We start from the raw sequence: 17,986 nt of genomic DNA on the forward strand, positions 1-17,986 counted from the left end.
AAAGGCTCTTGAGAGCGCGCCCCGCCAGGGACCTCGAAGGACGAGGCACCCAGCCCACGCTTGCACATCCCCATCGCCTCACCTATGGCAATGCAACTCCCCCATAGCAAGGCCGCACGGTGCTCCGCTTTACCCTCCACGCCCTGATCGTCATCGTCCTTACCCTGCTCACCCAGATCGGCGGCATTGCCTATCTCCTGGCGCTTGCCGCCGCACGCGCCGTCGGCACACGGCGTTTTCCCGCAAGGCTCGCCCTCTTCCTGCTTCTCTATGCCGGCGCCAGTTTCGCCGCCAGCCTCGCCGCGCCGGCGTTCGGCCGGGTTCCCCTCTCCTGCCTGTCGGATGCGGCAGACCGGCTCGTGGTCCGCTCACCAATCTACTGCGCGCTCAACCGCAACTACGTCACGTCAGAGGTGCGCGATCTGGCAAAGGCACTCGCCGCCCATATGGACCAGCAATTTCCCGGCACTGTCACCGTCGCGCTGGATGCAAATTTCCCCTTCCTGAACGGTTTCCCGCTGCTGCCGCATCTCTCGCATGACGATGGCAGGAAGCTCGACTTCGCCTATTATTACAAGGATGCCGACGGCAATTTCCTCAATGGCGTCACCCGCTCCCCGATCGGCTATTTCGCCTTCGAGGAACCCGCCGCCGGCGACGAACTGCCCTGCGCCGGCCGCAACGACTGGCTCACCACCCGCTGGGATTTCGACGCCCTGCAGCCGCTCTTCCCGGCCTATCGGATCGAAGAGCAGCGTACCTCCGCCGCCATCGCCTGGCTGACGACGGAAGGCGTGACCCGCTTCCGCCTTGAGAAGATCTTCATCGAGCCACATTTGAAGAACACGCTAGGGATTACCGACGCGCACGTCCGCTTCCAAGGCTGCCGCGCCGCCCGCCACGACGACCATATTCATATCCAGGTCGAGTGACGCGCAGGCGCTCAGGCGCTTCGCAGCGCCATATTGGCTGCACGCCCGGACCTCAATATGCCATCCCAACCACCCTCACCCCGGATGCGCCTCGTCATAAGCGCGCTGCGCCATGGAGATCGCGTCCATATTCTTCTCCGCCCAGTGTGTCAGGGCCGAGACCGTCTCCGTCAGCGTCCGCCCGAGCGGCGTCAGCGCATATTCGACGGTGACCGGCACGGTCGGGTAGATCGTGCGTGTGATCAGCCCGTCGCGCTCCTGCTTGCGCAGCGTCTGCGCCAGAACTTTCTGCGATATGCCCTTGATATCGCGGCGGATATGGTTGAAGCGCATCGGACCGCCTTTCAGCCGGTCGAGAATGAGCAGCGCCCATTTGTCCGCCAGTCGGTCCAGCACCAGCCGGGTCGGGCAGCGGTCCTCATAAACGTCATAGGCCTGTTCGATCGCAGCCATCTCTGCTTCCCTTCCCGGTTTCCCTGAGGAAACCATGTTACGAAAAAGTGCTCTCTTTTCTAATCCTGATTTACCTGTATCTATCCGATCGTTAGATAGTTTCCAATAGATACCAAGGAGAGTGGCATGAGCAATAAGATCCTCGTTCTCGGCGCAACGGGCACCGTCGGCAGACATGTGGTGGACGGGCTTCTGGCGAAGGGCGAGACGGTCAAGGCGGCTTCGCGCTCGGGCAAGCCGGTGGCCGGCGCCGAAGGCGTAGCTTTCGACTATGCCAGGCCGGAAACCTTCGGCCCGGCCTTTGAAGGGGTCGACCGCGCCTATGTGCTGCTCGCCTCCGGCTATGTCGATGCCAAAGGCATGCTGCTGCCGGTCATCGAAGCCGCCGCCGCCCGCAAGGTGAAGGTCGTTTTCCAGAGCGTGATCGGCGTCGATGCCGATGATTCCATCCCCTATCGCCAGGTCGAGATCGCCCTGGAAAAGTCAGGCACGCCTTACGTCATCCTGCGTCCGAACTGGTTTTCCGACAATTTCCACACCTTCTGGAAACCGGGCCTCGACCACGGCCAGATCGCGCTCCCGGCCGCCGATGGCCAATCGAGCTTCATCGACGCCCGCGACATCGCCGCTAGCGGCGTGGCCGCACTCACCTCTTCGGCCTTCGACGGCAAGGCGTTCAACCTGACCGGCCCGGAAGCCCTTTCCTATGCGCAAACCGCGGCAATCCTCTCCGAGGCAACAGGCAAGCCGATCGCCTATAACGCCATCACCGACGAAGCCTTCGTCGGCATCCTCACCGGCGCCGGCGTGCCGGCCGATTACGCAAGCTTCCTCGCCTCAATCTTCTATCCGGTCCGCCAGGGTTGGACCGCCGTCGTCACCGGCGATGTCGAGACACTGACGGGCAAGGCCCCACGCTCGCTGAAGACCTACGCCGCCGATTACGCCGCGGCGCTGAAGGGATAATCGAAAGCATAAGCCCGAGCCGGCCGATCGCCGCCGTCTCGGGCTCCGCACAAGAGTGACCAACCATCCTCTCGTCATGCTCGGGCTTGTCCCGGGCATCCGCAACCCGCGCAGCAGATCCTCGGCACAAGGCTCGAGGAGACCGGCACGCCAGCAACTGAACAAGTTTACGATTCTTGGGCACCTTTGAGATAGCGTGCGACGCTCAGGCGGCGCTGACTTAAAGAGTCCACGCCCGCCGGCACTTATCTGCAAAGAGTCGGGAAATTCATAATGATTAATCGGACGGGGCCGGAAGTTACACTTGAACAGGCGGCCGCGCCGATGCGCCCGCATCGCTCTAAAACCATCAGGTTGGACCGGGTCTGGCCACCGAACGAAGCTCTGGGGCTCTGGTCGCAAATCGGAGGAAGACCGAATCTTCCGCCGACCCTGGATTGGCCAACAATCGAGTTCGAGGATGAGACAACGGCCTCGCTGGATTTCCTGGCGCAAATCAATCTGGAAGAGCTGCCTGAAATCGAGGCTCGCGGCGCGTTTCCGAAAACAGGAATGCTTTATTTCTTTGCCTTGGCGGAATCCAACGAGCCGCTCCAGACCTACGGTTCGGACGCCTGGCGTGTTCTCTACTACCCCGGCAACGCAGCGGATTTTCCCAGCCGCTCAGCTCCTGAGGATGCCGGGTGGAGGATCGATCATCTTCATTACGGTGAAACACCGGGAAGCAATTATCGAAATCCAGAGAGCCCCAAAGGCGAGCTTTTCCCGAGGTGCACCGTTCGTTTCACCGTGATCGACATATGGGACGTTCCACGATTTTCAGGGCCAGACGATCCTCGGCTCCAGCCTTTTGAGGACGCTATTACCGCGGAACCGGCCGATTTGGACGAACCGGATGTCGTTCCGGATGCCATCCGAAATTTCTGGAAGAGCATCAATCCGTTCAAGTCCAAAGCGTCGAAGGCACCTGAGCCCATTCGACAAGAGCCTCCCCGAGCCCGCGTCGACATGTCCGACATCAGCGACCTGGATCATGTCCCAGGGAGTGGTGTAGGTGGCGGCTTTGGTCGCCGCGTTCTCCGGCATGGGCCGGGACGATCAGCGCGCCACGGCTGGCAGGCTGATGAGCGGATCATCGCTCATCTGGCTGATGGTTTCCAGCGTCATGTATCTGGCGCGTTGGACAGCCCATTCGTCGTTTTGCTCGAGCAGGATCGCGCCGACGAGGCGGACGATGGCGTCGTCATTGGGGAAGATGCCGACGACCTCGGTCCTGCGCTTGATTTCGCCATTGAGGCGCTCGATCGGGTTGGTGCTGTGCAGCTTGGCGCGGTGCTCCTTCGGGAAGGTCATGTAGGCGAGAACGTCTTCTTCGGCATCATCCATGATGGCGGCGAGCTTCGGGACCTTCGGGCGGATTTGGTCGGCGACGGCGCGCCATTGGGTGCTTGCGGCTTCCGGCGTCTCCTGGGCGAAGGCGGTGGCGATAAAGGCGGAGACGACACGCCGACCGCTCTTGCCGGCGTGGGCGAGAACGTTGCGCATGAAGTGGACCCGGCAGCGCTGCCAGGTTGCGTTTAGCACCTTGGTGACGGCGGCCTTGAGGCCCTCGTGGGCGTCGGAGACGACCAGCTTGACGCCTCTGAGGCCACGGCGAGTCAGCTTGCGTAGGAACTCGGTCCAGATCGGCTCGGCTTCGGAGGTGCCGACCTCCATGCCCAGCACCTCGCGGCGACCGTCGTTGTTGACACCAACGGCGATGATCACGGCAACGGAGACGATGCGGCCGCCCCGGCGGACCTTTAGGTAGGTGGCATCGATCCACAGATATGGCCAGTCGCCCTCGATCGGCCGCTCGAGGAAGGCCTTGACCTTTCCGTCGATCTCCTCGCACAGCCGGCTGACCTGGCTCTTGGAGATGCCGCTCATACCCATGGCCTTGACCAGATCGTCGACCGAGCGGGTCGAGATTCCCTGCACATAGGCCTCTTGAATGACCGCCGTCAGCGCCTTCTCGGCCATGCGCCGCGGCTCCAGGAAGCCCGGAAAGTAAGAGCCCTTCCTGAGCTTTGGAATGCGCAGCTCGACGGTTCCGGCGCGCGTCTCCCAATCCCGCTCGCGGTAGCCGTTGCGCTGGGCCGTCCGCAGCGGGTTCTTCTCGCCATAGCCGGCACCGGTGGCAGCGCCCACCTCCAGCTCCATCAGCCGCTCGGCGGCAAAGCCGATCATCTCGCGCAAAAGATCGGCGTCGGGGGACTTCTCCACGAGCGCACGCAGGTTCATCATGTCGTCGGTCATCGGTGGTTCCTTCGAATCAGGTTGGTGTCAGCAACCCAACCCTACTGAAGAACATCGATGACCACCGCTTCGCCGCCCGCTCACTACCGCGCTGTTGAGGGCGCGCTCGCGAGCGGCTTCGCTACCGCCGAGCTACACCATCTGTAGGGACACGACCGCGACCTGGCATACGAGTGCCTTTCAATGCTGCGGAGGGAAGAGGGAGAAAACTGGTATCGCTCCAGAATCCAGCTGAAATCTTGGAGCCTGCCATACCGCGTGGAAGACGCAGTCATGCTTTTGAACGAAGCCAGAAATGAGTGGCATGAAAATGCGCTGCCGCTGGAAGATGTTCTTGAGCACTGGGGTGAACCTTCCGACACATCGATGCAGGCCTATGACGGTTGGAAGAAGCAAGCGATCGCGCTGACTGGCAGCCTCACCGTATTGGGCAGAGCAACCAAGCTTTCCCCCGAACTTCGCGAAAAGGTTCTGAACGTCGTGGAAGAGGGCCGTCTACTACGAAAACAAGCGGGAGACTACGGACTGCATCCGCATCTCGAAACGGCCTTCGGCGCATCGCTGACGACCCTTCTTACCGATTTTCCCGGCATTGCTGAAATGGAACCGGAATTGGTCGCGGCCGGAAATCCCGCCGATCAGGCAGAGCTGAACGGGTACCTGTCACACCGAATGTTGGGACCTGGCGAAGGGTTACAATCCGACCTCGGCGACGACGAAATCCTCCTGCTTCAACTCTGTAGCGATTCCGACGGCCCGCGTTTCCAATGGTGGGATGTTGGAGTAATCCGATTTTCGATCAATCGGGAAGCGTTGCGGACCTGCGAGTTTCATTTGGCCGAGGCTGAAATCGAAGGCCACTGACCCCAAGAGCAATCATCTCCTGAACGGCGCTCCTCAATCACGCCTCAGCCGATCCGGACACCACCTTCTTGGCGCGGCCGGATCGGCAAACGTTCCAGACCCGCCGTCCCAGCTGAAACAGGGCGCGGAATGCGTAGTAGGTGACAAGGATCACCAGGGGAGCGGCCACCAGCAGAAGAGCGATTTCGGAATCCAGCTCGCAGATCCCTTCGACAATAGCTTCCAATACCGACTGAAAATAATGAAAGAATCCCCCATCGCTCGGCTTCTGCTCGCGATTGTCCATGGCTGCTCCGTTGCCCGTTTCATGGACACGTGGTGATGCGATGAACATGTTGCAACCGTTCGCGCGGGCACCCCCACGCTGGAAATGACCTATCGCAACGGCAGCGCGTGCAGCGACAATCGGCCGAGGGCAAACCCGATCTCCAAGTAATCCTTGGCGAACTCAGCGCTCGCGAACCGCTTTTCCATCACCGGGAGCTTGGCACCAGCCGCGAAGACCTTCTCAAAATGACGGCCGATGATTTTTGGGAGATTGGCGCAAGCAACGCTTGTGACCGCGAATTCGTCATAGAGAACCTTTTGGAATTTTACAAAAAGCCGGAACCGGAAGGCTGGTCATGCTCCGAATTCTCGATCCGCGAGCTTGCTGAAGACCTCTACCAACTCAACTACATCTTGCAGCAGCCGGATCGCCGAACTCGCAGAACGACACTCTGGCGGAAAAATGCAGACGCATGGCAAATTGTCTTTCACCAAGGCACCATCATTGCCTGAATAGCCAAGTTGCAAAAGTCAGGAAAACAAGTGTCGCTCTAAGCGGGATTTTTGCGATGCGCTCAGTTTACGACCCGTCGAAAGTGATCCTCAATATCATGAAGCAGTTTGCGGCGATCAAGCTCACTTTCGCCAATACCCTCCCGGTTCACTACGCCATGCAGCGCATTGAACAGGAAAATGGCTGTGAAGCCGGGGTTTGCCAGCGACCAAGCCTTCTCATGGTTTCCAGTTATGAGAAGATCGGCCAGATGATCGATCAGAAGATTGTTTGTTAGACCGTTCCTGGTTGGCAGCGGGGCCGCGGCAAAGATTAGGTGATGTAAGCGAGTAGCGTTCAGGTAGCCAACAGCGCAGGCATTCGCCCAGCCTGTCAGTTTGCCGGTCCAGTCATCCCTGCTTCGCATAGCGACCTCCTCGTTCACGCTATCCAGTAGCTGTTGGACGAAGCGGACTCGCAATGCCTCAACAACATCGGCCTTCGACGAGAAGTGCAGGTAAAAGGCCCCTTTGGAGACGGACGCCCTAAGAGTGATATCCTCGATCGTTGTCGGCTCCACCCCTTTCTCCAGAAAGAGGCATTCGGCCGATCTCACAAGATCTTCCCGTCTCTCCTCTGCAGGTCTTGTTCTCGGTCTACCAGCAGTTTTTAAGGCCATGGGTGGGCTCTTTCTACAGAAGCTTTGAAATGGCGACCGCGCAGGTGTCTGGAGCATCACCCGTGAAATTGACGTGACCCGCCTTGGGAATAAATACTCGTTGAACTGAGCTCAGACGCGGCACCACGGGATGGCCAACATACTCCTCACCGTACAAATACATTCGACGGTAACTATCTCTCAAAAATTGCTGCAACAAGACTTCACTATCAGAAAGGTCCACGAGATTTTTTGAATATTTTGAAAGAGTGTCGTAGGATATTTTTGCCAAATCGGCTGACCAGGCTCTCACGCCCTCATTGTCGGAGCGCCCAGCGTCATAGACGGCACGAGCTTTTATAGCTTCTCCCTCGGCAATATTGCTGGCGTTGGCCAGCCGTCTGCTCATCCCGCAATCTTCGGCCACTAAGTTGCCTTCAACTGAAGCAACTCCCCAAACCTCGCCCTTGACTCTTTTGGCCGTAAGGAGGGCAACGGCACCACCAAGGCTATGACCGACAAGAATGACGTTCTGGCAGCCTATTCTCTCAACGACGGGGATTAGCATATCTGCTGCCATCGACACGGGTTCGTCTGGAACGGAATCCCTACAATGGTCTCCGAATCCCGGAAGGTCGATGGCAAGGACATGGCATTTTTCCGCAAGAATTGTCTCTGCGAGGGCGGTGAAGGAGGCCTTCGAAGCCCCTAAGCCAGGGATGCAAATTATCGTCTTCTTTTGAGTAGACATATCGCTCTCTTTACTGGGAAGGCATAAGTCATCGTATATATTGACTGACGGTCAGTCAATATTCTCATATCGGAGCTTTGTCATTCGCCAGGAGAACCGCACCGTTGGTTTCGTGGGAGAATGTCGGTCGCAAAACCCACTCGCAAAAGTCGGACTTATGCGGCGGATTTTTGCGACCGCCGAATGACGGGTTTGGGGCCGAAAGCGGTCGTTGGCAGCATTTGCTACATAATTCCGCGCTTCCCGAGCGCGCCCTCTCTCCAGCCTCACCCTGAAGTGCCCAGCAAGGGGCCTCGAAGGACGGGGCTGGCAGCGCCGGCAAATGCAGAGGCGCAGCGCTCCGGCCGAACAAACCACCTATCGCAACGGCAGCTCATAACTCCGCTTCAGCGTCTCCATCGGCACGTCGGTCTTGACGCTGAGCACGCTTGGGATGCGGGTCAGGTGATCGGCCTGGAAACGCCAGTAGCTGTGCAGGTCGGCGGTGACGATGCGAAGCACGGCGTCGCATTCTCCCGTCGTCAGGTAGCATTCCATCACCTCGGGAAAGCGCCTGACGGCTTCGCCGAAGCGCAGGGTCACCTCGGCATCCTGCGTCTTGAACCAGACGCGGGCAAAGACCGTCAGCCCCGCACCGACCTTGGCCGGGTCGAGCACGGCGACATAGCGATCGATGATCCCGGCTTCCTCGAGCAGCCGGACACGGCGCAGGCACGGCGAAGGCGACAGCCCCACCTCCTTCGCCAGCTCGACGTTGGAAATGCGCCCGTCGCGCTGCAGCACCCGCAGGATATGGCGATCGATCGCATCCAGAGTGGCAAGCATTTTATAGCTCCATTGCGGTCAACATTGGCAGGATATGCCAAACTTTCGCAATTTCCGGGACGCTTCGCAAGCTCATTGCGCCAGGTTTGACCTATCGTTCCAAGCATCTGTTGGGAGATATCAGATGGCAAGAAAGATTGGAAAAATCGTCCTCGCTTATTCCGGAGGGCTGGATACGTCGATCATCCTGAAATGGCTGCAGGAAACCTATGAATGCGAGGTGGTCACCTTCACCGCCGATCTCGGCCAGGGCGAAGAGCTCGAGCCGGCACGGGCGAAGGCGGCCATGCTTGGCGTCAGGGATATCCGCATCGTCGATCTGCGCGAGGAGTTCGTCCGCGACTTCGTCTTTCCGATGCTCCGGGCCAATGCGCTCTATGAAGGACAATATCTCCTCGGCAGCTCCATCGCCCGGCCGCTGATATCAAAACATCTCGTCGCCATCGCGCGAGACGTCGGCGCCGATGCCGTCGCCCATGGCTCGACGGGCAAGGGCAATGACCAGGTCCGCTTCGAGCTTGCCGTCAATGCGCTCGCCCCATCGCTCGAGGTCATCGCCCCCTGGCGCCAGTGGAACATCCGCTCGCGCACCGAGCTTCTGGCCTATGCCGAGCAGCGCCGGATTCCGGTGCCGAGCGACAAGCGCGGCGAAGCGCCGTTTTCGATCGACGCCAATCTGCTGCACACCTCGACCGAGGGAAAGGTCCTCGAAAATCCGGCTGAGATCGCGCCCGATTACATCTATCAGCGCACGGTCGACCCCGTCGACGCGCCGGATGCCCCCGAGACTGTCACCATCGGCTTCGAAAGCGGCGACCCGGTATCGGTGAACGGCGCGCTGATGACGCCGGCCGCCCTGCTGACCGAACTCAACCGGCTCGGTGGAAGGCACGGCGTCGGCCGGCTCGATCTCGTCGAAAACCGCTTCATCGGCATGAAGTCGCGGGGCGTCTATGAGACGCCGGGCGGCACGATCCTGCTTGCTGCCCATCGCGGCATGGAATCGATCACGCTCGATCGCGCCGCCGCCCACCTGAAGGACGAGATCATGCCCCGCTATGCCGAGCTGATCTATAACGGCTTCTGGTTCGCGCCCGAGCGGGAAATGCTGCAGGCCCTGATCGACCGCAGCCAGGCCTTCGTCAGCGGCGAAGTAACGGTCAGGCTCTACAAGGGAGGTGCCGCGGTCATCGCCCGCACCTCCCCTTCGTCGCTCTATTCCGCCGACCTCGTCACCTTCGAGGAAAGCACCGTCGCCTACGACCACCACGACGCCGAGGGCTTCATCCGCCTGAACGGCCTGCGGCTCCGCAGTTGGGCGGCCCGCAACACCCTCTCTCCGGCCTCATCATGAGGACGGGGCTGGCCACCTCGCCACCAGCATCGCGGCTTACGCCAATCCCGCGAAAGCCTTCAACAGCCTCACCCCCTGCGGCCAGGTCTCCAGCCCGCTCTGTCCATTGATATGGCCGGCCGCGCCGATGATTTCGAGGTGGCTTCCCCATTGAGCTGCCCGCGTCTGCGCATAGGCCAGCGCCCCATAGGGATCGTCAGTGCTTGCCACGATCAGCGACGGGAAACGGAACCGTTCCTCCGGCACATCAGCAAAACCTGCCGCCTCGACTGGGAAGGACGCGGAGGAAGGATCGGGCACGGCGACCAGAAACGCAGCCTTGACAGGCGCGTCCGAGACCTTCTGCCAATGAGCGACCAGCAGGCATGCAAGGCTGTGGGCGACGAGAACTGGCGGCTCTGCCGCCGACCGCACGGCCCGGTCGAGCGCCGCGATCCAGTCGAAAAGGTCCGGCTCGTCCCAGCTTGCGGGCGAGAAGCGGCGGATCGACGGATCGGCCTCCTCCCACCGGCTTTGCCAATGGCTGCTTCCCGAATTGCCGATGCCGGGCAGATGTATGAATTCGCTCACGCTTCACCTCTTCGTTGTCGTCGGCCCATTCTGGCGGTTTACATCGACCGGGAGAATTGGCATCCATCGGAAAAGACAAGCGCAAACCGATGGATTAAAGGCGAATGGCCAGACGACCCGATCGCACAGACTTCGATCCGACCGACATCGCCATGATCGAGATCCTCCAGGACGACGGGCGGATCAGCGTCTCAGACCTCGGCAGAAAGGTCGGCCTTTCCCAGCCAGCCGCCTCGGAGCGGTTGAAGCGGCTGGAAGAGCGCGGCGTCATCACCGGCTACAGGGCGGTTGTCGATCCCGCGTCGCTCGGCCTCGGAATGTCGGCGATCATTCGCCTGCGCACGACGCATGAACACATCAAGCCGTGCCTGAAGCAGTTTTCCGAAATGCCCGAAATCATCGAGGTGCTGAGGCTTACCGGAGAAGATTGTTTTCACCTGAAGGTCATCGTGCCCTCGCCCGCCGATCTCGAGCGCATCGTCGATTCCGTCGCCCGATACGGCTCGGTGACAACAGCCATCGTCCTGCGGAGCGAACGCCCGAAAGCTTTCGGTCGCGATCTGATTGCAAAGGCCTGACGCACAAAGTCCATAGGTTCGCGCCACGAAAACAGGCGCGCCTCGGGCGCATGCGGAAAGCCAGAGAAGCCATGGCGCAGCGAGCGATTCCGTGAGATCGCGACGGACTTGAGCGCCGCATCGACCGAAGCCGGAGGCTCCCCGACTATTTAAAACGATTTTAAAAATACCGACTCAAAAATTAATCGATTTTAATTTTATCATTAAAATTTTCTTGTTGCAGCGCAAAATAAACTGGATTTTAGTTTCTCACAGATGCTCAGTTGTTTCGTTGGAGGAACCCGCATGACTGTGACATTTCCGCTTACCGAGAGCCGCGACGCGGAAGCATTGCTGAAGCATTTGACGCTGCACAAACTCACCTTCCCCGGAAACTGCGCCGTGTCGCTCAAGGCTGATCTCGCGCTCGTCTCCTCCCCTCACTCGACAGCCCTCGGCGCCGCCCGCACCGCCTGGTAGCGATCGAATATCCCGGCCTTGTCGGGATATTTGCCCTTCGCCTGCGAAGGTTAAAAACCGGCTCCCGCCGCAGCCGGCAGCCCCAGTCCGGCGAGCTTCAACACCTCCTCGACCCTGGCGTCCGGGTCGGCGCCCGGTTCGATCTGGCCGTCGATCGTCAGCAAGGCGAGGCCGTGCGTCAGCGACCAGAGAAAGAGCGCGGCGTTCGCCACCTTCTCCGGCGCCAGCCGCTTTTCCAGATCGTCCTTCATCTGGCGGTAAACCCGCATCCGCGAAGCGCCGATCGCCTCGTTCCCCTTGGAATAGGCCTGGAAACCCTCCCCGAACATCAGCCGGTAGAGGCCGGGATTGGCGCGGGCAAAGGCGACATAGGCGATGCCGCCGGCAAGCAGATGGCGCCGCGGGCCGGCGAGTGCGGCGTCGATCTCCTCGCTGAGCTCGGCAAATCCCTGCTCGGCAAGGGCTGCCGCGATCGCGTCGAGACTGCTGAAATAGTGATAGGCCGCCGGCGCCGAGACGCCGGCACGCCGGCCGATCTCCCGCAGGCTGAGCGCCTCCGGCCCGCCCTCTTCCAGGAGCGCCCTTGCGACGGATAGCAATGTCGGGCGCAGATTGCCGTGATGATAGCGGGTCGATCCCTTCGCCCTCGCCTTCTCAGTCGTCTTCTCCGTCGTCATGCCTCGATCCAATCTTTACACTGTAAAAATCATGCTCTAGTCTTGCCGCGATGACAAGGGGCACTGAAGGCAAACCTCACAGGAGACCGTCATGCAGGCATCCGAACCCAGCCGCACCGCAATGGCCGCCGCCGCCCACAGGGCGGCGCATCAGAGCGCCGAGGGCGGCGCCATCTTTGCCGATCCCTACGCCCGCCGCATTCTCGGCGAAGAGGCCGCCGCCGAGGCCGATCTGAAAGCCCAGGATCCTGCCACGCGCTCCTTTCGCCTGGTGATGGCAGCCAGAAGCCGATTTGCCGAGGATTGCCTTGCCCGCTCCCTCGCAAGGGGTGTTGCCCAGGCCGTCATCCTCGGCGCCGGGCTCGACACTTTCGCGCTGCGCAATCCCCATCCCGGCCTAACGGTCTTCGAGGTCGATCATCCCGCCACGCAGGGCTGGAAACAGACGAGGCTGCGCGAGACCGGGCTGACGCACAGCCTGCCGATTTTCGTTCCCGTCGATTTCGAGCATGACGATCTGAAAACACGCCTCGTCGCATCAGGCTTCAAGCCGGATACGCCGTCCTTCTTCATCTGGCTCGGCGTCGTGCCTTATCTCCGGGAGGTCTCGGTCTTTGCGCTGCTGCGTTTCGTCGCCGGCCTGCCGGGCGCCGCGATCGTCTTCGACTATGGCGAGCCGCTGGAAAACTATCCGCCTGAACGCCGCGCCCGCGCCGCCGAAATGGGCGCGCGCACGGCGGCTGCCGGCGAACCCTGGCTGACGCGCTTCGATCCGGCCGATCTTGCCGGGCGGCTGCGCGCCCTCGGCTTCACCGCACTGGAAGATCTTGGCCCCACCGAAATGGCCAAACGCTTCTTCGGCCTGCCTGACAATGCACCGGACCGGGGCGCGGGTCCGCATGTCATCTGCGCCGGCAATTCTTGATGTTTGCCAGAGCTTACGGCGCCGATCTTGAATCACTTTATGAAGGTGTCGCGGGCGGCAGCAGGAACAGCGTGAGGCCGAAAATGGCGAAGACGGCAAGCGCCAGCACGCCGACATACCAGGCGCCGCGCCCGCCATTCGAAAGCAGCGCCGCCGCCATGGTGGCGAAGAAGATCATCGTCACCGCGCCCGGCCAGAACTGCAGCGACATCGGCTGCGGGCCGATGAAATAGCTGATGACGACAAGCACGGGGCCGACGAAGAGAGCGATCTGCGCCGCGCTGCCGAGCGCGATCCCGACGCTGAGGTCGAGGCGGTTCGCCCGCGCGGCCGAAAAGGCGGTCGTCATTTCCGCCGCCGCGCCCACCAGCGCCACGACGATGAAGCCGACGAATGCCGGGGTCATGCCCATCTCCTCGGCGGCCGCCTGAACCGATCCCACGAAGACCTCGCTGATCAGGGCGACGAAGAGCGTGACGACGATGAGGACGGTGACGCTGACCGAGAGCGACCAGCTACCGTGTTCTTCCGTCGCCTCTCCCACGCTGGCAAAGAGTTCGCGATGCGTCTTCAGCGAAAACAGCATTCCCATCGCATAGACCGCGATCAGGATCAGGGCGATGCCGAGACTGAGCTTATTTGAAATGTCAGTCCCATGGTCCACGATGCCGATCACCGAAGGGACCAGCATGGCGACGGTCGCCAGGAACAGCAGGCAGGCCTGGAAGCGCGCATTGACGCGGTTGAATTCCTGCACGTGATATTTGAGGCCGCCGAGCAGAAAAGCGCCGCCCAACATGAACAGCGTGTTGGTGACGATGGCGCCGGCGATCGATGCCTTGACGAGAAGATACTGGCCCGCCTGCAGCGCGGCGAAGGCGATCACGAGTTCCGTCAGGTTGCCGAGTGTGGCGTTCAGCAGACCGCCGACGGCGTCTCCCGTTCGCGCCGAAACCGCTTCCGTCGCGCGGCTGAGAAGGGCGGCCAGCGGCACGATCGCCAGTACGGACAGCACGAACAGCAGCGTGTGGGCCTCCGGCGCGGCCATCTCGGTCAGGATCACCACCGGTACGAAAACGAGGAGGCAAAGGAGCGGCGCGGCGCGAAGCTCGTTCCTTGCCGCAGCAAGCCATGAGGTCCCCTCTCCCTGCTCAACCTTTTGCATGACGGACTCCGCCCGACTTTCACCTTCGTCAGCATAGATCGACGGTCGCCGCCATGCATTGACCCGGATCAAGACAGGATAAGCCTCGGCCGCCTCTCGGCTTTTCGCGTAACCATTGATCTCGCTCAATGCAGTGAACGGACCGATTGCTATTCTGGCCGGGTCGCACTCCGGCCCTGTTGGGAAAGAGCACCGGGGAAATATTCAATGAAGGCAGAAGCGAGCATGCCCACGCGCTATCGATGCGTGCCCACACGCCACAGATTGGTCAACGTGGTCGATCTCTCGACCGGGCGGCCCGCCGAGGTCGGCGCTACCGCGATTCTGCTCGAGCGGCGCGAGGCCCGGCAACTCATTGCCTGGCTGCTCGCAAGAGCGCGCCGCAAAGGGCCTGAAGAAAACGCCAAAGTGCTGCCGCCCGCCGTGCAAAGCCGTTTCACGCCGCCTGATCCGGCCGGGCGAAGCGGCGGCCGCGGATCGGCCCCATGTTGACATACGCCCGTTTGGAGGCACCGTGTTTGGCAAACTTCTCCTTGCGGCCGCGCTGATTGCGGCCACCGTCGTCGTACAGGCCATCTTCATGGCCATGGGGCTTCGCGTCTTCCGGCGGATGGACCCCGGCTATCTCAGCCGTCACGCCACTGTCGCCACTGTCATCTGGGTGACCTATCTCCTGATCCCGATCATCCTCGACATAGGCCTCTGGGCTTTCTTCTATTACGCGACGGGCGCGTTGGCGAACCTTGAAGACGCCACCTATTTCTCGACCGTCACCTTCACCACGGTGGGATACGGAGACATCGTGCTTGGAAAAGACTGGCGACACGTCTCCGTCTTCGAAGCCGTCAACGGCTGGATCATCTTCGGCTGGGCCACCGCCCTGATCATGGCCATCATCCAGAAGCTCTATTTCCAGGCGGATGCCGATCCCGACCAATTCTAGAGCAGGCGCGCTGGATAATTTTTCGATTCCGTCTCCGATGGTTGCAAGGCTCCGTTCAACCGGCGCTGAAGGCGGAACTGCCATCAGGGCTGACGAAGAACAACTCCTGCTCGATGAAGACGCAGCCCACGCCATTCCGTGTTAGTCTCGCAAGGCATCGAGACGCGCGGAGGTCACGGCAAATGTTGGAAACGGACAAGGTATTCGCCGGCTCCATCCCGGAAAATTACGACCGCCTCATGGTGCCATTGATTTTCGCGCCCTATGCGGCCGATCTGGCAAGGCGGGCGGCATCCTTTTCGCCGGGGGCGGTTCTGGAAACAGCCGCCGGCACTGGCGTTGTCACCCGTGCATTGGCGCCGCGGCTGTCGCTTGAGGCAAGCTATGTCGTCACCGACCTCAACCAGCCGATGCTCGATTATGGGGCCTCGCAGCAAGGGCCGGACAGCCGCATCACCTGGCGCCAGGCCGATGCCCTGGCGCTGCCCTTCGAAGACGCCGCCTTCGATCTCGTCTGCTGCCAGTTCGGCGCGATGTTCTTCCCCGACCGCCGGCGCGGTTATCGCGAGGCAAGGCGGGTGCTGAAACCGGGAGGCCGCTTTCTCTTCAACGTGTGGGATCGCATCGAGGAAAACATATTTGCCGATGACGTGACCAATGCCCTCGCGGGGATCTTCCCGGACGATCCGCCGCGTTTTCTCGCGCGCACCCCGCATGGCTATCACGACAAGGAATTGATCCGCTCCGAGCTGGAGGACGCCGGCTTCTCCGAAGTCGCGATCGAAACCAGAGCCGAACAAAGCCGCGCCTCCTCGCCCCGCATTCCCGCCCTCGCCTATTGCCAGGGAACGCTCCTTCGCAACGAAATCGAAGCCCGCGACGCGACAAGACTGCAAGCGGCGACTGACGTCGTGGCGAAGGTGCTGGCAGAAAACCACGGTCAAGGCGAAGTCGCCGCCAAAATCCAGGCCCACGTCATCGTGGCTGTCGCCTAGGTCGCGGTTGATAAACGCCCAGTCTCAAAAAGAGTCCATTTCTACCGGCCAGCGACGTGCTAGGCTTCTTCAATGACGGCTGCCAACCAATATAGTTTTCGCAAAGTGACGTTGGATGATCTCGCGTTGCTTGCAGCATGGCGATCGAACCCCCATGTCCGCGCATGGTGGGACTCGGAGCAATCATACGATGCGGTAGACCTGGCTGATCCTCAGGTAGCGCGTTGGATTGTTTCAACCGCCGAACGCCCCTTTGCCTTCATGCAGGACTATACCGTCCATGGCTTGGAAGATCACCCTTTTGCCAAGCTTCCCAAGGGATCGCGGGGAATCGATCAATACATAGGAGACCCCGAAATGATCGGTATTGGGCACGGATCGGCATTTATCGGGGCGAGAATGAAGACTCTCTTCGATGCGGGTGCGCCCGTTATCGGGACCGACCCTCACCCGGCCAATGAACGGGCGATCGCCGTCTACAGGAAATTGGGCTTCGAACCGTCCGGATCACCTCAAGAGACACGGTGGGGCTTGGTTTTGCCAATGCTTGCGAAGCGGTAAGAGATTCCGGTTTTCGGGCCGCGCTAGCGCTCCTGATGCCAGAGATCGAACTCGGCCAAGCCTCGCACGCCGTGGTCCATCACCGCTTCGTAGACAAGCGCGCTCGACACCGTTCCTGCCGCTGCCGGACGCTCTGCGAGCGCCGTCTTGATCTGCAGGATCGCCTCCCGGTCCGCATCGCTCAGGCGAGGCATCAGGGTCTTCAGATGGGCGATGTCGGGCTGCCGGTCCGGTTGATCGACCAGCCAGATGTCGACCGTCCACATCATTTCATCAGGCATCCGAACAGACAGCCAGAGATAAAAACCATCCGGATATTTTTCCGGCTCCCTGTTCCATTTTGCGCTGTCGTTGCGGAAGCGCACCGCCACGACCCGATCGGTCATCCGCATGACGCAGGCGCCGACTGCGATAAACGCCTCCAATGCTTGAGCGTCGAGTTTCGGACAGACGACGGTGATATCGATGTCCCGACGCACCATCAGCCCCATTGCCGAGCTTCCAACCCGGACAGGCCGCCCGAGACCGGCAAGAAGCTCCTCAAGCCGCAGCGCTCGAACGACCTCATCGGCTTCAGCCTGCAGTCTCCGCTGGACTTCAAACAGGTCAGACATTCCTCGCCCTTCTGTTAGGTCTTGCCGGCGACGAAACCTCCAACGCCTCACCCATTATACACAATGGCGATCTTGTTCCCGGCCGGGTCGCGCATATAGGCGGCGTACCAGTCCGGCCCGTATTGCGGGCGCGGATCGGGGCGACCCTCGTCGGTTCCGCCATTCGCCATGGCGGCTTCGTAGAAGGCATGGACTTCGGCCTGGGATTTGGCCATGAAGCCGATCATCGCGCCGTTTCCGGCGCTCGCCGGCTCGCCGTTGAACGGCAGGCAGATCCAGAGCGTGAAACCCTCACCCTTGCCACCTTCGGAATAGGCGCGCCAGCCGGGAAACTCCTGATGTTTGCTCCAGCCGATCGTCGCCAGAGCGGCATCGTAAAAGGCATTCGAGCTTGCGGCATCGATTGCGCCGATAGTGGCGTAAACAGTCATGATCTTCCCTCTCCCGGTTGCAGGACCTGAAGGATTTCTTAGCCTCGTTATATGAACACAACAAGAACATTGATGATGATTTTCCAGACCCCTCCCCACATGGGGAGGGGCTAAATCGTGGCACCGTCTCGCCTAACTCCCCGTATCATCCGCGGAGAGGTGGCCGTGGCCGCAGCCTGCGCCGCACGTTAAGCCCCTCCCCCTTGT

The 17,986-nt window shown here is 60.9% G+C and carries 23 protein-coding genes and 1 pseudogene; 13 read left to right on the top strand and 11 right to left on the bottom strand.

Annotated elements, in window-relative coordinates; translation table 11 throughout:
• Positions 1-119: 119 nt before the first annotated feature.
• A complete protein-coding gene (locus NE852_RS13105) occupies positions 120-932 on the top strand; it encodes a hypothetical protein (RefSeq protein ID WP_008535627.1) in 813 nt (270 codons plus the stop codon).
• A gap of 75 nt (positions 933-1,007) precedes the next feature.
• Here NE852_RS13105 and NE852_RS13110 read toward each other — a convergent pair whose 3' ends face one another.
• Positions 1,008-1,385, bottom strand: coding sequence for a helix-turn-helix domain-containing protein (locus NE852_RS13110; protein WP_008535628.1), 378 nt, complete (start codon positions 1,383-1,385; stop codon positions 1,008-1,010).
• Between the two features lie 126 nt (positions 1,386-1,511).
• Here NE852_RS13110 and NE852_RS13115 point away from each other — a divergent pair, with 126 nt between their 5' ends.
• Together NE852_RS13115 and NE852_RS13120 are read left to right on the top strand one after the other, a co-directional pair.
• The gene (locus tag NE852_RS13115; RefSeq protein ID WP_258156641.1) at positions 1,512-2,351 is read left to right on the top strand and encodes an SDR family oxidoreductase; all 840 of its coding nucleotides are present in this window, start codon (positions 1,512-1,514) and stop codon (positions 2,349-2,351) included.
• 324 nt (positions 2,352-2,675) lie between these two features.
• A pseudogene (locus tag NE852_RS13120) lies at positions 2,676-2,951 on the top strand (DUF1963 domain-containing protein); the annotation flags it as partial.
• A gap of 498 nt (positions 2,952-3,449) precedes the next feature.
• Here the strand turns inward: NE852_RS13120 and NE852_RS13125 are convergent.
• A complete protein-coding gene (locus tag NE852_RS13125) occupies positions 3,450-4,649 on the bottom strand; it encodes an IS256 family transposase (RefSeq protein ID WP_008536727.1) in 1,200 nt (399 codons plus the stop codon).
• Positions 4,650-4,922: 273 nt separating this feature from the next.
• Here NE852_RS13125 and NE852_RS13130 point away from each other — a divergent pair, with 273 nt between their 5' ends.
• Positions 4,923-5,513: a DUF1963 domain-containing protein gene (locus tag NE852_RS13130; protein WP_008535646.1), complete on the top strand. Its 591-nt coding sequence runs from the start codon at positions 4,923-4,925 to the stop codon at positions 5,511-5,513.
• 37 nt (positions 5,514-5,550) lie between these two features.
• Here the strand turns inward: NE852_RS13130 and NE852_RS13135 are convergent, their stop codons facing one another.
• Positions 5,551-5,799 carry a hypothetical protein gene (locus NE852_RS13135; protein WP_258156642.1) on the bottom strand — a complete coding sequence of 83 codons (249 nt, stop codon included), beginning with the start codon at positions 5,797-5,799 and terminating at the stop codon, positions 5,551-5,553.
• Positions 5,800-5,906: 107 nt separating this feature from the next.
• Here NE852_RS13135 and NE852_RS13140 point away from each other — a divergent pair, with 107 nt between their 5' ends.
• The gene (locus NE852_RS13140; RefSeq protein WP_037175248.1) at positions 5,907-6,293 is read left to right on the top strand and encodes a DUF4440 domain-containing protein; all 387 of its coding nucleotides are present in this window, start codon (positions 5,907-5,909) and stop codon (positions 6,291-6,293) included.
• Positions 6,294-6,355: 62 nt separating this feature from the next.
• Here the strand turns inward: NE852_RS13140 and NE852_RS13145 are convergent, their stop codons facing one another.
• The 3 genes from NE852_RS13145 to NE852_RS13155 form a co-directional block, all read right to left on the bottom strand.
• Positions 6,356-6,952, bottom strand: coding sequence for a TetR/AcrR family transcriptional regulator (locus NE852_RS13145; protein WP_037175245.1), 597 nt, complete (start codon positions 6,950-6,952; stop codon positions 6,356-6,358).
• A gap of 13 nt (positions 6,953-6,965) precedes the next feature.
• Complete coding sequence (locus NE852_RS13150; RefSeq protein ID WP_008535654.1) at positions 6,966-7,682, bottom strand: alpha/beta fold hydrolase; 717 nt, start codon at positions 7,680-7,682, stop codon at positions 6,966-6,968.
• Between the two features lie 357 nt (positions 7,683-8,039).
• Positions 8,040-8,507, bottom strand: coding sequence for an Lrp/AsnC family transcriptional regulator (locus NE852_RS13155; RefSeq protein ID WP_008535655.1), 468 nt, complete (start codon positions 8,505-8,507; stop codon positions 8,040-8,042).
• 124 nt (positions 8,508-8,631) lie between these two features.
• On the opposite strand from NE852_RS13155, the gene NE852_RS13160 reads away from it, so the two are divergent.
• Positions 8,632-9,861, top strand: coding sequence for an argininosuccinate synthase (locus NE852_RS13160; RefSeq protein WP_008535656.1), 1,230 nt, complete (start codon positions 8,632-8,634; stop codon positions 9,859-9,861).
• 36 nt (positions 9,862-9,897) lie between these two features.
• Here the strand turns inward: NE852_RS13160 and NE852_RS13165 are convergent, their stop codons facing one another.
• A complete protein-coding gene (locus NE852_RS13165) occupies positions 9,898-10,431 on the bottom strand; it encodes an alpha/beta hydrolase (RefSeq protein WP_008535657.1) in 534 nt (177 codons plus the stop codon).
• Positions 10,432-10,535: 104 nt separating this feature from the next.
• Between NE852_RS13165 and NE852_RS13170 the strand changes: the two genes are divergently transcribed.
• Together NE852_RS13170 and NE852_RS13175 are read left to right on the top strand one after the other, a co-directional pair.
• The gene (locus tag NE852_RS13170; protein ID WP_008535658.1) at positions 10,536-11,009 is read left to right on the top strand and encodes an Lrp/AsnC family transcriptional regulator; all 474 of its coding nucleotides are present in this window, start codon (positions 10,536-10,538) and stop codon (positions 11,007-11,009) included.
• A 285-nt stretch (positions 11,010-11,294) separates the two neighbouring features.
• A complete protein-coding gene (locus NE852_RS13175) occupies positions 11,295-11,468 on the top strand; it encodes a hypothetical protein (RefSeq protein ID WP_008535659.1) in 174 nt (57 codons plus the stop codon).
• A 50-nt stretch (positions 11,469-11,518) separates the two neighbouring features.
• Here the strand turns inward: NE852_RS13175 and NE852_RS13180 are convergent, their stop codons facing one another.
• Complete coding sequence (locus NE852_RS13180; protein ID WP_258156646.1) at positions 11,519-12,145, bottom strand: TetR/AcrR family transcriptional regulator; 627 nt, start codon at positions 12,143-12,145, stop codon at positions 11,519-11,521.
• A 91-nt stretch (positions 12,146-12,236) separates the two neighbouring features.
• Between NE852_RS13180 and NE852_RS13185 the strand changes: the two genes are divergently transcribed.
• Positions 12,237-13,070: an SAM-dependent methyltransferase gene (locus tag NE852_RS13185; RefSeq protein WP_008535662.1), complete on the top strand. Its 834-nt coding sequence runs from the start codon at positions 12,237-12,239 to the stop codon at positions 13,068-13,070.
• Between the two features lie 37 nt (positions 13,071-13,107).
• Here the strand turns inward: NE852_RS13185 and cax are convergent, their stop codons facing one another.
• Positions 13,108-14,235 (bottom strand): calcium/proton exchanger, encoded by a 1,128-nt coding sequence (cax, locus tag NE852_RS13190; RefSeq protein WP_258156647.1) that lies wholly within the window; start codon positions 14,233-14,235, stop codon positions 13,108-13,110.
• Between the two features lie 207 nt (positions 14,236-14,442).
• Between cax and NE852_RS13195 the strand changes: the two genes are divergently transcribed.
• From NE852_RS13195 to NE852_RS13210, 4 genes are all read left to right on the top strand, one after another.
• Positions 14,443-14,727 (top strand): hypothetical protein, encoded by a 285-nt coding sequence (locus NE852_RS13195; RefSeq protein WP_008535665.1) that lies wholly within the window; start codon positions 14,443-14,445, stop codon positions 14,725-14,727.
• 22 nt (positions 14,728-14,749) lie between these two features.
• Positions 14,750-15,178 carry a potassium channel family protein gene (locus tag NE852_RS13200; protein ID WP_008535666.1) on the top strand — a complete coding sequence of 143 codons (429 nt, stop codon included), beginning with the start codon at positions 14,750-14,752 and terminating at the stop codon, positions 15,176-15,178.
• A gap of 182 nt (positions 15,179-15,360) precedes the next feature.
• Positions 15,361-16,173 carry a class I SAM-dependent methyltransferase gene (locus NE852_RS13205; RefSeq protein ID WP_008535667.1) on the top strand — a complete coding sequence of 271 codons (813 nt, stop codon included), beginning with the start codon at positions 15,361-15,363 and terminating at the stop codon, positions 16,171-16,173.
• A 72-nt stretch (positions 16,174-16,245) separates the two neighbouring features.
• Complete coding sequence (locus tag NE852_RS13210) at positions 16,246-16,734, top strand: GNAT family N-acetyltransferase (protein WP_008535668.1); 489 nt, start codon at positions 16,246-16,248, stop codon at positions 16,732-16,734.
• 23 nt (positions 16,735-16,757) lie between these two features.
• Here the strand turns inward: NE852_RS13210 and NE852_RS13215 are convergent, their stop codons facing one another.
• Together NE852_RS13215 and NE852_RS13220 are read right to left on the bottom strand one after the other, a co-directional pair.
• Entirely contained in the window at positions 16,758-17,348 is a 591-nt protein-coding gene (locus NE852_RS13215) for a hypothetical protein (protein ID WP_008535669.1), read from the bottom strand.
• 47 nt (positions 17,349-17,395) lie between these two features.
• Positions 17,396-17,779, bottom strand: a complete 384-nt coding sequence (locus NE852_RS13220) for a VOC family protein (RefSeq protein WP_008535670.1) — start codon at positions 17,777-17,779, stop codon at positions 17,396-17,398.
• Positions 17,780-17,986 lie beyond the last annotated feature (207 nt).

The organism is Rhizobium sp. Pop5, assembly GCF_024721175.1.
In the GTDB taxonomy this organism is placed as follows: Bacteria; Pseudomonadota; Alphaproteobacteria; order Rhizobiales; family Rhizobiaceae; genus Rhizobium.

Bases quoted from the DNA above. Each gene is read 5' to 3' on its own strand.
- NE852_RS13110 (WP_008535628.1), bottom strand. From the start codon at position 1,385: ATGGCTGCGATCGAACAGGCCTATGACGTTTATGAGGACCGCTGCCCG.
- NE852_RS13115 (WP_258156641.1), top strand. From the start codon at position 1,512: ATGAGCAATAAGATCCTCGTTCTCGGCGCAACGGGCACCGTCGGCAGA.
- NE852_RS13125 (WP_008536727.1), bottom strand. From the start codon at position 4,649: ATGACCGACGACATGATGAACCTGCGTGCGCTCGTGGAGAAGTCCCCC.
- NE852_RS13130 (WP_008535646.1), top strand. From the start codon at position 4,923: ATGCTTTTGAACGAAGCCAGAAATGAGTGGCATGAAAATGCGCTGCCG.
- NE852_RS13135 (WP_258156642.1), bottom strand. From the start codon at position 5,799: ATGGACAATCGCGAGCAGAAGCCGAGCGATGGGGGATTCTTTCATTAT.
- NE852_RS13145 (WP_037175245.1), bottom strand. From the start codon at position 6,952: ATGGCCTTAAAAACTGCTGGTAGACCGAGAACAAGACCTGCAGAGGAG.
- NE852_RS13150 (WP_008535654.1), bottom strand. From the start codon at position 7,682: ATGTCTACTCAAAAGAAGACGATAATTTGCATCCCTGGCTTAGGGGCT.
- NE852_RS13155 (WP_008535655.1), bottom strand. From the start codon at position 8,507: ATGCTTGCCACTCTGGATGCGATCGATCGCCATATCCTGCGGGTGCTG.
- NE852_RS13160 (WP_008535656.1), top strand. From the start codon at position 8,632: ATGGCAAGAAAGATTGGAAAAATCGTCCTCGCTTATTCCGGAGGGCTG.
- NE852_RS13170 (WP_008535658.1), top strand. From the start codon at position 10,536: ATGGCCAGACGACCCGATCGCACAGACTTCGATCCGACCGACATCGCC.
- NE852_RS13175 (WP_008535659.1), top strand. From the start codon at position 11,295: ATGACTGTGACATTTCCGCTTACCGAGAGCCGCGACGCGGAAGCATTG.
- NE852_RS13180 (WP_258156646.1), bottom strand. From the start codon at position 12,145: ATGACGACGGAGAAGACGACTGAGAAGGCGAGGGCGAAGGGATCGACC.
- NE852_RS13185 (WP_008535662.1), top strand. From the start codon at position 12,237: ATGCAGGCATCCGAACCCAGCCGCACCGCAATGGCCGCCGCCGCCCAC.
- cax (WP_258156647.1), bottom strand. From the start codon at position 14,235: ATGCAAAAGGTTGAGCAGGGAGAGGGGACCTCATGGCTTGCTGCGGCA.
- NE852_RS13195 (WP_008535665.1), top strand. From the start codon at position 14,443: ATGAAGGCAGAAGCGAGCATGCCCACGCGCTATCGATGCGTGCCCACA.
- NE852_RS13205 (WP_008535667.1), top strand. From the start codon at position 15,361: ATGTTGGAAACGGACAAGGTATTCGCCGGCTCCATCCCGGAAAATTAC.
- NE852_RS13210 (WP_008535668.1), top strand. From the start codon at position 16,246: ATGACGGCTGCCAACCAATATAGTTTTCGCAAAGTGACGTTGGATGAT.
- NE852_RS13215 (WP_008535669.1), bottom strand. From the start codon at position 17,348: ATGTCTGACCTGTTTGAAGTCCAGCGGAGACTGCAGGCTGAAGCCGAT.
- NE852_RS13220 (WP_008535670.1), bottom strand. From the start codon at position 17,779: ATGACTGTTTACGCCACTATCGGCGCAATCGATGCCGCAAGCTCGAAT.